Source organism: Pseudoduganella sp. RAF19 (assembly GCF_052114165.1).
Lineage (GTDB): Bacteria > Pseudomonadota > Gammaproteobacteria > Burkholderiales > Burkholderiaceae_D > Rugamonas.
Map to the genome: position 1 here is coordinate 41,553 of NZ_JBFREF010000006.1, position 13,084 is coordinate 54,636.

Genomic DNA, 13,084 nt, shown 5'->3' on the forward strand with positions numbered 1-13,084 from the left:
TAGCATGGATATGCTAAATATTACGTTGCATGGGGAGAATTTGGAATAAATACTTCCGGTCTAACGCTTAAGCTATCCCTATGAGCACGGAAATCTACCTCGACGGCAATGCCACCACCTGCGTCCTGCCCGCCGCCATTGAAGCGGCGATGGCGGCGATGCGTGATTGTTTTGGCAATCCAAGCAGCACCCACGCCACCGGCCTGAAAGCCAAGGCCATGATGGACGCCGCGCGTCAACGCGCCGTGCGCCTGCTCGGTGCCGGTAACGGACGCCTGATGTTCAATAGCGGCGCCACCGAGGGCATCCAGACGGCGGTGCTGTCCGCCCTGTGCGCATTGCGTGAGCGGCGTCAGCGCGGTGAGCCGGTCGGATCGCTGCTGGTGTACGGCGCCACCGAGCACAAAGCCGTGCCGCAGGCGCTGGAGCACTGGAACCGTCTGCTCGGACTGGATTTCGAACTGGCCAGGCTGCCGGTCGACGGCGAAGGCCGTCACGACCTGCAAGCGCTGCGCGAGCTGCTGCCGGAAGCGGCCTTCGTCTGCACCATGGCGGCGAACAATGAAACCGGCGTGACGTCCGACCTGGCCGGCATCGAAGCGCTGATGAAGGATTCGAAAGCGCTGTGGATGGTGGATTGCGTGCAGGGCTTGGGCAAGCTGGCGCTGAACCTGCAGGCCACGCGCATCGACTACGCACCGTTCTCCGGTCACAAGCTGTATGCACCGAAAGGCATAGGCATGCTGTACGTGCGCGAAGGCGCGCCGTACACGCCGCTGATCATGGGCGGCGGACAGGAATCGGGCAATCGCTCCGGCACCGAAAACATGGCTGGTATCGCAGCGCTGGGCGCCGTACTGGCTGCGCTGGAACAGGGCGGGACCTTCCGCACCCACAGTGAACTGCAAGGTTTCCGTACTCGTCTGGCCGACAGTCTGAAACGCGCGCTGCCGGGCATCGTCTTCAACGCGCCGTTCGACAAGGCGCTGCCGACGACTTTGAATTTCTCCGTGCCTGGCCTGTCGAGCAAGGAGCTGCTGGACGTATTCGAYGCCGCCAACGTGCGCGTCAGCGCGGGCAGCGCATGCTCCGCCGCCAAGGCCGCGCCGAGCTATGTGCTGGATGCCATGGGTTTGCCGGAATGGCGCAGCGCGAGCGCGGTGCGCATGTCCTTTGGTCCGCTGGTCGATGAAGCCACGATTGCTGAAGCCTGTGCGCGCATCGAACGCTGCGGCCACGCGCTGAGCGCATCCGGCCTGCTGGCCGATGCCGCGGCCGAAACTGAAACCCTGGGTGGCGTACTGCAGCTGACTGCGGACGGCGTCCACACCTGGCTGGTATGCGACGAAGAATCGCGCCACTGCGTGGTGATCGATCATCAGCCGGAACTGGCGGCGCGCGTGGATGGCCTGCTGCGCCGCCACGGCTACACGCTGACCGCGCGTCTGAGCACGCGCGATGGCGGAGCGTGGCCGGTGGACGGCGACGCCCTGCGTCTCGGCGGACAACTGCTGCAGCGCGTGGCGTTGAATCACACCCAGCTGGCTTATCTGCTGGGCGAAGGCAGCGAACGTCTGTCGGCATCGGAAGTGAACTACGCCTTCACGGGCGATGCGGCATCGCACGAACTGGCGCGCTGGGTATCGCCGGAGACGCTGCTGTGTCCCGCACGTGAAGCCCAGAATGCCTGCTGCACCAGCCTGCGTGCGGAAGCGCAGGCTGGGCGAGGTTCCTTCGCCGGCATGCAGCTGGACAGCGCCTCGCTGGAAGCGCTGCTGATGGCGCATCCGAATGCATTGCTGGTTGACGTGCGCGAACGCTTCGAGCACGCGGCCTGTATTCCCGGCGGACGCTCGGCCTTGAGTGTCCCCCTCAGCCGTCTGGCGGACGAGTTGCCGGTGTGGCTATCGGCCCAGCCGCAAGTCCCGCTGGTCTTCTTCTGCCGCAGCGGCAACCGCAGCGCCAAAGCCGCGCAATGCCTGCGCCGCCTAGGCTACGCCCAAGCCTACACCCTGAACGGCGGCCTCGCCCTGGCCAGCCCCGCGCTGGCGCTGGCCGCCTGAGTTACCGGTTCTATCCTGTTCGCGGCGGCCTCGTGCCGCCGTTTTTTTTATTTGGTTTTTCTTTTAGAGCTTGATTTCGAGGAGGGCGCGGAATTGGGCGAAGGTGGGAGTGATCGTGGTGTCGTGCAGCGCGCCGAAGGTGTCGGCGTAGCTGGATTGGGCCACGTTATCCTGGTGCAGGGCGTTCGACATCGATACGCGCAGCTGCTGCTTCGGCGTGAACTTCCACAGCGCGTACAAGTCCAGCGCGCGCTTGGCGGAGCTGAAGGCGTACTGCTGGTCCGAAATGCGCACCGGCCCGCCCGATTGGAAGCTGAAACTGCCGCCCGCCGTCAGCGACAGCTTGTCCAGTTTCCAGTCCGCGCCCACCGTGCCACTCAGCGGCGTTTGCTGGTCCAGGCGATTGTTCGGACCCGGCACCGAATCCAGCGTCGACCAGTTGCGCGACAGGTTCGCGCGCATCTCCACCGCCGGTGCGGTCTTCATCAGCGCGCGCAGCGGCAACTTGGCTTCCAGTTCGACGCCATGCGTATTCGCCACGCCATCGTTCACCGGCCGCGATACCCACAGCCCGTTCATGAAATCCACGCGGCGGTGCGTGATATCGTCAATGCGGCGCATGAAGGTCGATGCGCTTAGCAGGCCGCCGTCGCCCAGGTAGTGTTCGAATGCCAGGTCCAGGCCCCAGGCCAGTTCGGGCTTCAGGTCCGGATTGCCCATCTGGTCCGGCGAGGTCGCCGTGTTGTTGTTCGACGCAAACCGGCGCGGAATCAGGTCGCCTACGCCCGGCGCTTTGTAGGTCCGCGTCACGCCCAGGCGCACCTGGTCTTTTTTCTGCTCGCCCAGCTTGTACAGCGTTTGAAACAGTGGGCTCAGCACATTGAACTTGTTGTCCACCGGCGCGTAATCGTTGCCCGTGCTTTTCACTTCGATGCCTTCCCAGCGCGTGCCGACGTACACCGACCAGCGGTCCGTCACATTCCATTCGTCCTGCGCGAAGAAGGCGGCGCGGCGCACGTCCGCATCGTAGAACTGGTCCAGGTTTTCCGCACGCGCGCCCACGGTGGAGCTTTCGCGCTGGATGCGCGCTTCATTGCGCTTGCTGTAGCCCACGTCCCAGCCCATGGCCAGCGAATGGCCGGTGAAGAGCGGCGTGGAGTATTTGCCGGTCGAGGTGAAGCCCTTGTCGGTGGAGCCGGACGAGATCAGCCGGTCCAGTGCCAGCGTGCCGTCCGCCCAGTATTGCGCGGAGGGCGCCGTGGTCGAGCGGTGGTTGTAGTTGGCGCCCAGCTTCATGTCCAGCTTGCGGCCTTCGCCCAGGTTGCGCGCCCAGCTCAGGTCTTCGCGGAATTGCTCAAAGCGCGATTCGACGTGCACCGTGGTGGCGCTGTACGGCGGCAGCGCGCCATACACGGTATCGATGTGCTCAGCATTGTCCACGCTGAAGCGGTTGACGTTGATGAAGGTCTGCGAGGTGATCACGTCGCCCGGCCCGACCGCATAGTTCACGCGCGGTGACAGATTCAGCTGGCGGAAGTTGCCAAAGCTGGTGTCCTGGCCTTCGCGGCGCAGATTGGATTTGCCGCTGGCATCCTCGCCTTCGGTCAGCGTCTGGCTTGGACGGCTGAAACGCGAATCGATCACGCCGCCGCCAATCGCATACGACCACGGTCCTTTACGATCGGACAGCTGCAGGGTCACGCTGCCGCCCTGGTGATCGTTTTCCGACTGCATGCCAGCCTTGAGCTCGGTCTGCCCCGTATGCACGGTACGCTTCAGCACGATATTGATGCCGCCCGCAATCGCCTGCGTGCTGAACTCGGCGGTGGCCGCGCGCATGATTTCGATGCGCTCGATCATGTCCGGCGTCAGCGAATCGAGCGAGAAGCCCGGCGGTGCCGGTTCGCCGTTCAGCATGATGGAGGTGTAGCCGCTGCCCAGGCCACGCATGCGGATATCGCCGCCGCGGCCCTGTACGCCGCCGATGGTGATGCCCGGCAGGCGCTTCAGCACCTCGCCGATGCTGGTGTCGCCGTTCTTCAGGATTTCTTCCTGCGTCACCACGATCTTGGTGGCGGTGTCGTTGCGGCGCGCCTCGAGGGCGGCGCTGCCTTTCACTTCAACCTGGGGCAGCACTTTTTCAGCGGCTGCCGGCGCTTCATCTGCAGCCTGCGCGGCGCCAAACGCCAGCAGCAGGGACAGGGGCAAAATCTTTTTCTTCATCTAGTGCAATTGCAATGCTTTTTTCTCGGAGGCATAAGGATACACGCATTGCGGCCTGGTATGTACGCTAGCGAACAGTCACCAGCCGTGCGCCTGACTACTATTGCTTGGGACATACTTCTGCATTGCGCGGCAATAAGAACAGCGAGGCCTCCCTTGAAAGAGCACCCCTATCTTTGGCCGGCGGCTCGTGCCGGCTTCAAAGAAAATCTCTCCGGCAGTACCGACCCAGACAGCGCCGAAATGCCTCTGCGTGGTGAGCTCTTCAGCGCCCAGCAGATGGCCGGTCATGGCCGCGCGCTGGCCAAGAATCATCAGCTGAGCGAGCGTGGCGGCGGCGATCGTTTGCTGTCGCGTCTGAGCGAGAACGCTTCCGTCATCAGCAACACCTGCGAGGAGCTGACGGCCACCGTCAAGGAAGGCCGCCAGATCACGCCCGCTTCCGAATGGCTGCTCGACAATTACTACCTGATCGAAGAGCAGATCCGCATTGCCCGCCGCCACCTGCCGAAGGATTACAGCAAGGAGCTGCCGCGTCTCGCGAAAGGCGCGCCGACCGGCACCCCGCGCGTTTATCAGATCGCGCTGGAAATCATTGCCCACGGCGATGGCCGCGTCGATCCGGAAAGCCTGAGCCGCTTTGTCGAGGCCTATCAGGAAGTCGCACCGCTGAAACTGGGCGAGTTGTGGGCGATTCCGATCATGCTGCGTTTGGCGCTGATCGAGAATCTGCGCCGCGTCGCTGCGCGGGTAGCGGAGAACCGGCGCCAGCGCGATCTCGCCAACAGCTGGGCCGACCAGATGGTGGAAATCGCGGACAAGAATCCGAGCGGACTGATTTTGCTGGTGGCTGATATGGCGCGCTCCGAGCCGCCCATCACCAGCGCCTTTGTCGCCGAGCTGGCGCGCCGCCTGCAAGGCCAGAGCCCGGTTCTGACGCTGGCGCTGAACTGGATCACTTATCGTCTGGCTGAAACGGGACAAACCATCGAAGCCCAGATCCAGGCCGAGATCCACATGCAGGCCGCCGAACAGGTATCGATCTCCAACAGTATCGGCAGCCTGCGCTTCCTCGGCACCATGGATTGGCAGGAATTCGTCGAAACCATGAGCGCGGTCGAGCAGACCTTGCGCCTCGATCCTGCCGATGTGTATGGCGACATGGACTTCGTCACGCGCGACCAGTACCGCCACGTGATCGAGAAGCTCGCCAAGTATTCGGCGCTGAGCGAGCAGGAAGTGGCGCAGCAGGCGATCGAGCTGGCGCGCGTGCACGGCAACAGCGATCCGCGCCATAGCCACGTGGGTTTCTACCTGGTCGGCAGTGGGCTGATGCTGCTGGAGAAAAAGGTGGAGGTGCGTTTGCCCGTGCTGGCGTCCATGCGCAAGACCTTGCGCGCGGCGCCACTGTCGTCCTACCTGGGCGCGATAGGCGCAATCTCTATCGTGCTGACGGCCCTGATGCTGGAACGCGCTGTGCGCGGCGGGCTGGATGACTGGGGACTCGTGGTGGTGGGCGTACTGGGCCTGATGGGCAGCAGCCAGCTGGCGCTGGCCCTGGTCAACTGGGCGGCGACCCAGATGGTGCGGCCGAAACCCTTGCCGCGTATGGACTTCCGCAGCGGCATTCCCTCCAATGCGCGGGCGCTGGTGGTGGTGCCGACCTTGCTCTTCAGCCGCGATAATGTGGACGAGTTGTGCGAGCAACTGGAAGTGCGCTTCCTTGCCAACCGCGACGAGAATCTGCGATTCTGTCTGCTGACGGATTTCGCTGATGCGCAGGAAGAGATCCTGCCTGCCGATGCTGTCCTGCTGGAGCAGGCACGCGGCTGTATCGAGCGGTTGAACCAGAAGTACACCAACGGCGGCGCTGCGCCTTTCCTGTTGCTGCACCGTCCGCGCCGCTGGAATCCTTCCGAACGTGCCTGGATGGGCCACGAGCGCAAGCGCGGCAAGCTGGCGGATCTGAACCGCTACCTGCGCGGCGGCGCACGCGATTGTTTCAGTGTGGTGGTGGGCGAGACTGCCGACCTGGAAACCTTCCGCTATGTGATCACGCTGGATACCGATACGCAATTGCCGCGTGATTCCGCTCGTCAGTTCGTGGCGACCATGTGCCACCCGCTGAACCGTCCGCACGTCGATCCGCGCAAGCAGCGCGTGGTGGAGGGCTACGGCATCCTGCAGCCGCGCGTGTCGGTCAGCCTGCCCAGCGAAGATGCCTCGCGCTATGAGCGCCTGTGCGGCGGCGAGCCGGGCATCGACCCTTACACCCGCACCGTGTCCGATGTGTACCAGGACGTGTTCGCGGAAGGCTCCTTCATCGGCAAGGGCATTTACGATGTGGACGTCTTTGAACAGGTGCTGGGCCAGCGCTTCCCCGATAACCGCATTCTCAGCCACGACCTGCTGGAAGGCTGCTATCTGCGGGCTGGCTTGCTGAGCGACGCCCAGCTCTACGAGAATTATCCGGCACGCTACCGCGAAGATGTCGGCCGCCGCCAGCGCTGGATACGCGGCGACTGGCAGCTGCTGCCCTGGATCAAGGGGCGCGTGAGGCTGGCGTCTGGCGCCAAGGAGCCGAATCCCCTGTCCGCGCTGTCGCGCTGGAAGCTGTTCGATAATCTGCGCCGCAGCCTGGTGCCGCCGGTGCTGACGGTATCGCTGCTGCTGGCCTTTATCGCCCTGCCGCATCCATGGTTCTGGACTTGCGCGGTACTGGCCATTCTGTTCGTGCCGCCGATTGTGGCGGGCCTGTGGGACCTGGTCGCCAAATCGTCGGATACGCTGTGGAGCCAGCACCTGCCGGCATCCATTCGCCGCACCGGCCTGCACTTCGCGCATGCGCTTCTGACGCTGGTGTTCCTGCCTTACGAGGCTTATGTAAGCCTGGACGCCGTCGTGCGTACCCTGTGGCGTCTGTGGTTCTCGCACAAGCATCTGCTGCAATGGCGCGCGTCGGCGCTGGCGCAATCCGGCACCAGCATGGCCAGCAACTGGCGCACCATGTGGGTGTCGCCGCTGCTCGCGATCGTGGCCGGCGTGGCGCTGGAACGCTGGCATCCGCATGCCTTCCAGGCGGGCGTGATCTTCCTCGTTTCATGGCTGATATCGCCGATCGTGGCATGGTGGATCAGTCTTCCCATTCCGCGCATTCCGGCAGAACTCAAGGAAGAGCAGAATCTCTTCCTGCACAAGGTCGCACGCCGCACCTGGGCATGGTTCGATACCTTTGTCGGCCCGGAAGACAACTGGCTGCCGCCCGATAATATGCAGGAACATCCGACGCAGGTTGTCGCGCACCGCACCTCGCCCACCAATATCGGCATGGCCTTGCTGGCCAACCTGACGGCGTGGGACTTCGGCTATATCCCCACCTGCCAGCTGATTTCGCGCTGCGAGAACACGCTACGCAGCATGGGGCAGCTGGAACGCCACCTGGGCCACTTCTACAACTGGTACGACACCCAGTCGATGAAGCCCCTGCATCCCATCTATATTTCGACGGTGGACAGCGGCAATCTGGCGGGGCACTTGCTCACCTTGCAGGCGGGCCTGCACGACATCGCCGACCGCCCCATCGTTGGCGCGCAAGTCCTGCAGGGCATTGCCACCACCCGCGCCGTGCTGCAGGAGGCGGCGGAATCGGTGGCGCCATCCGGCAGCACGCCGGTGGAGTCGCTGGCGTCCCTGCTGGAGGCAACCAGCGTACCGATGCCGGTCCCGGCAACCCTGTCCGGCATGCAGGCCTGGCTACAGCGCGCCCACGCAGAGGCGGAAGCCTTCCTGCCCAAGGCCGGTGTGCACAGCGACGCTACGCTGCGCATGTGGGCCAGCGCCCTGGCGACCCAGTGCCGCTGCGCGCTGGACGAGCTGAATGCGCTGGCGCCATGGTTGTCCGCGGCGCCGGGTGCTGTGCTGGATGCGAGCCTGGACCGCGTCCCCACGCTGCGCGAGCTGGCGGGCTATCCGCTGCAAGGCGCGGCGCTGTCGGATCTCGCCCCGGCGGAACGCGAACGCCAGCAGCAGCTGGAAGTGCTGGTGAAGCCGGGCGCTGCCACAGCCCGCGACCGGCTGGAGCATCTGGCCCAGCTGGCGCACCAGGCTTGCGAGTTTGCTCGCATGGAGTACGCCTTCCTGTTCAATCCAACCACCAAGCTGCTGGCCATCGGCTACAACCTGACGGACCGCCGCCTTGATGCGGCTTGCTACGATTTGCTGGCTTCCGAAATCCGCCTCGCCAGCTTTGTCGCGATCGCCCAGGGCCAGCTGCCGCAGGAGCACTGGTTCGCCATGGGCCGCCAGCTGTGCATCGTGCACGGCCAGCCAGTGCTGCTGTCCTGGTCCGGCTCCATGTTCGAATACCTGATGCCGCTGCTGGTGATGCCGACTTATCCGAGCACTTTGCTGGATCAGACTTACAAGTCCGTGGTCGCGGCCCAGATCGAGTATGCGAAACAGCGCAGCGTGCCGTGGGGGATTTCCGAATCCGGCTACAACACCACTGACGCCAATCTGAATTACCAGTACCGTGCCTTCGGTGTGCCGGGCATAGGCCTCAAGCGTGGCCTGGGTGAAGACCTGGTGATTGCACCGTATGCCACCATGCTGGGACTGATGGTCGATCCGGATGCATCCTGCCAGAACCTGCAGAAGATGCAGACGCTCGGCTTCATGGGGCGCTATGGCTTCTACGAGGCGGTGGACTACACGCCGGCGCGTCTGCCGCGCGGGCAGAACCACGCCATCGTCAAGTCCTTCATGGTGCACCACCAGGGCATGGGCCTGCTGGCCCTGAACTATGTGCTGAATGACCGCCCGATGCAGCGCCGCTTCGAATCCGACCCGCTGCTGCAATCGACCTTGCTGGTGCTGCAGGAACGCAGCCCGCGCATCGGCGCCTTCTATTCGACCAGCGCCGAGCAGGCGGCGGCGCTGCGCCCAACCTCGCAGGAACAGGTGGCGCCGATGCGCATCCTGAACCAGGCCAATACGGCGGTGCCGGAAACCCAGCTGCTGTCGAATGGCCGCTACCACGTCATGGTCAGCAATGCAGGCGGCAGCTACAGCCGCTGGAAGGATCTGTCCGTGACGCGCTGGCGCGAAGACAGCACGCGCGACAACTGGGGCAACTTCTGCTACGTGCAGGATGTAGACGATGGCAAGACCTGGTCCACCACCTGGCAGCCAACGCTGGCTGAACCCAAGCGCATGGAAGTGATCTTCTCGGAAGGCCGCGCCGAATTCCGCCGCACCGAAAACGACATCGAGCTTTACACGGAAATCGTGGTGTCGCCGGAAGACGATATCGAAATGCGCCGCACGCGCATCACCAACCATTCCAGCCATCCGCGCACCATCGAACTGACCAGCTTTGCCGAAGTGGTAATGGCGCCCGCCGCTGCCGATGCCGCCCACCCGGCCTTCAGCAAGCTGTTTGTGCAGACCGAGATTGTGGAAGACGAAAGCGCCATCCTGTGCACCCGCCGTCCGCGCGGCAAGGGCGAGTCCACGCCTTACCTGGTGCACGTGATGACCATGCACGATGCGCAGGTCAAGGAAGTGTCTTACGAAACGGACCGCGCCAGATTCATCGGCCGCGGCAATACCGCGCAGGCGCCGCTGGCCTTGCGCGAACCGGGCGCGCTGTCCAATAGCGAAGGCTCGGTGCTCGATCCGGTGGTGGCGATCCGCTACCGCATCGTGCTGCTGCCGGGCATGGCTGCGATTGCCGACATCGTCACCGGCATGGCCGACAACCGCGACGGCGCCCAGCACCTGATCGATAAATATCAGGACCGCCACATGGCCGACCGCGTGTTCGAACTGGCCTGGACCCACAGCCAGGTCGTGCTGCGCCAGCTGAATGCAACCGAGTCGGATGCGCAGCTGTATGGCCGCCTGGCCAATCACGTCATCTATCCGAATGCTGCGCTGCGCGCCGAACCGTCCATCCTGGCGCGCAACCAGCGTGGCCAGTCCGGGCTGTGGGCTTACGCCATTTCTGGCGACTTGCCGATCGTGCTGATGACCATCCGCGATTCCAGCAACATTGAGCTGGCGCGCCAGCTGGTGCAGGCCCACGCATACTGGCGCCTGAAAGGGCTGGTGGTCGATCTGGTGATCTGGTACGAGGATGTCTCCGGTTATCGCCAGGCCCTGCACGACATGATCATGGGCCTGATCGCCTCCGGCCTCGATGCGCAATCGATCGACCGACCGGGCGGCATCTTCGTGCGTCCGCTGGAAGGCATCTCGCCGGAAGACCGCATCCTGCTGCAGACCGTGGCACGTGCGGTGCTGAGCGATGAACGCGGCACGCTGGCGGATCAGCTCAAACGCGGCGCCGCGCCGCCGCTGCGCATGCCGCCGCTGCTGTCGGATTCGCGCGGCGAGTATGAGGACGCAGGGCCGTCGACGCGCCTGCCGCAAGGGCTTCAGCTGGAGAATGGATTGGGCGGCTTCTCGTCCGACGGCCGCGAATATGTGATCGTAACGGCCGAGGGCAAGCGCACGCCGGCACCATGGTCCAACATCCTCGCCAATCCGCAGTTCGGCGCCGTGATCTCGGAAAGCGGCCAGGCCTACACCTGGCAAGAGAACGCCCACGAATTCCGCCTCACGCCATGGCATAACGATCCTGTCTCGGACCTGAGTGGCGAGGCCTTCTACATCCGCGACGAGCAGAGTGGACGCTTCTGGTCGCCGATGGCGCTGCCGGCGCGCGGCACGGGCGACTACGTTACGCGCCACGGTTTCGGCTACAGCGTGTTCGAACACAGCGAGGCGGGCGTCACCAGCGAACTGACCACCTTCGTATCGCTGGACGCGCCGGTGCGTTATACCCTGGTTACCGTGCGCAATGAGTCGCCGGTGCCGCGCCGCCTGTCCGTCACTGGCTATGTGGAGTGGGTGCTGGGCGATATGCGTTCGAAATCGGGCATGCACCTCGTGACCGAAATCGACCCTGTCAGCGGCGCGCTGTTTGCGCGAAACGCCTACAACACCGAGTTCTCCGGCCGCGTCGCCTTCTTCAATGCGGACGCTACTCAGCGCACCGTGACCTGCGACCGCACCGAGTTCATCGGCCGCAACGGCAGCCTGGCCAATCCGGCCGCCATGCGCCGCGTACGTCTGTCGGGCAAGGCGGGTACCGGCCTGGATTCCTGCGCAGCCATCAATGCGCCGTTCGATCTGCTGCCGGGCGAAGAGCGCACCATCGCCTTCGTGCTGGGCATGGGCGGCCGCCGCAATGCAGACGCATCGACCATGGCCACGCGCCACGGCGGCCGCGAGGCGGCCGTGGGCGCGCTGGATGCCGTACGCACGCATTGGGACAAGGTGCTGAGCGCCGTGCAGGTGGAAACGCCGGAACCGGCGCTGGATCTGATCGCCAACGGCTGGCTGATGTACCAGACCATCGCCTGCCGCATGTGGGCACGCAGCGGCTACTACCAGTCCGGCGGCGCCTTCGGTTTCCGCGACCAACTGCAGGATGCGATGGCCATGGTGCATACCCAGCCGCAGATCCTGCGCGATCACATGCTGCTGTGCGCGGCCCACCAGTTCGTGGAAGGCGATGTGCAGCACTGGTGGCACCCGCCATCGGACCGCGGCGTGCGCACCCACTGCTCGGACGACTATCTGTGGCTGCCGCTGGCGGCATGGCGCTATGTGTCCACCACCGGCGATATGTCGGTGCTGGACGAGAAAGCCCATTATCTGGAAGGCCGTCCGGTCAAACCGGAAGAGGATTCTTATTACGATATGCCGGCGCGCTCGGCGCAGCAGGGCGACCTGTACGAGCATTGTGTGCGCGCCATCCGCAACGGCCTGCGTTTCGGCGTACACGGCCTGCCGCTGATCGGTTCCTGCGACTGGAACGATGGCATGGACAAGGTGGGCGAAGAAGGCAAGGGCGAGAGCGTGTGGCTGGCCTGGTTCCTGATCGATGTGCTGCAGCGCTTTGCTGAAGTGGCGGAGCTGCGCCATGACGACGCCTTCGCCAAGGAATGCCGCGAGGAGGCGCACAAGATAGCGGCGAACATCGAAGCCAATGCCTGGGACGGCCAATGGTATCGCCGCGCCTATTTCGACGATGGCACGCCGCTCGGCTCGCACGAGAACGAGGAATGCCAGATCGACTCGATTTCCCAGAGCTGGGGCGTGCTGTCCGGCGCTGCCGATCCGGAGCGCGTGAAAGGCGCCATGGCGCAGGTCGACCAACGCCTGGTGCGGCGCGACTTCGGCCTGATCCAGCTGCTCGATCCGCCGTTCGACAAATCGCCGCTGAATCCGGGCTATATCCGCGGATATGTGCCGGGCGTGCGCGAGAACGGTGGCCAGTACACCCACGCCGCCATCTGGACCGTGATGGCCTTCGCCAAGCTGGGCGAGATCGAGAAGGCCTGGGAGTTGATGCGCATGATTAATCCCGTGCAGCACGGCGATCATCCGGATCTCTACAAGGTCGAGCCTTACGTCGTGACGGCCGACGTGTATGCGGTGTCGCCGCACGTAGGCCGCGGCGGCTGGAGCTGGTACACCGGCTCCTCCGGCTGGATGTATCGCCTGATGGTGGAATCCCTGCTGGGCCTGACGCGCCAGCCGGACAAGCTGCTGATGTCGCCGCGCATCCCTGCCGACTGGGAAGGTTTCACCCTCAGCTACCGCCACGGCAACGCCAGCTACAAGATCCGCGTGGTGCGCGGCGACGGCATACTGCCCGCTGAAATCCCGCTCACAGCCACCGACGGCCAGCACGAAGTCGAGGTCCGCGTTCCCCGCTGAGGAGAGGG

At 64.4% G+C, this 13,084-nt stretch carries 3 protein-coding genes; 2 read left to right on the forward strand and 1 reads right to left on the reverse strand.

Annotated elements, in window-relative coordinates; all coding sequences use genetic code 11:
• Positions 1-80: 80 nt before the first annotated feature.
• Positions 81-2,063: an aminotransferase class V-fold PLP-dependent enzyme gene (locus AB4Z19_RS17080; RefSeq protein WP_442024074.1), complete on the forward strand. Its 1,983-nt coding sequence runs from the start codon at positions 81-83 to the stop codon at positions 2,061-2,063.
• 63 nt (positions 2,064-2,126) lie between these two features.
• Here the strand turns inward: AB4Z19_RS17080 and AB4Z19_RS17085 are convergent, their stop codons facing one another.
• Entirely contained in the window at positions 2,127-4,286 is a 2,160-nt protein-coding gene (locus tag AB4Z19_RS17085) for a TonB-dependent receptor plug domain-containing protein (RefSeq protein WP_442035672.1), read from the reverse strand.
• 156 nt (positions 4,287-4,442) lie between these two features.
• Between AB4Z19_RS17085 and AB4Z19_RS17090 the strand changes: the two genes are divergently transcribed.
• A complete protein-coding gene (locus AB4Z19_RS17090; RefSeq protein WP_442035673.1) occupies positions 4,443-13,076 on the forward strand; it encodes a GH36-type glycosyl hydrolase domain-containing protein in 8,634 nt (2,877 codons plus the stop codon).
• Positions 13,077-13,084: the final 8 nt, after the last annotated feature.

Excerpts from the sequence above, each read along its gene's own strand:
- AB4Z19_RS17085 (WP_442035672.1), bottom strand. The coding sequence starts at position 4,286 with ATGAAGAAAAAGATTTTGCCCCTGTCCCTGCTGCTGGCGTTTGGCGCC.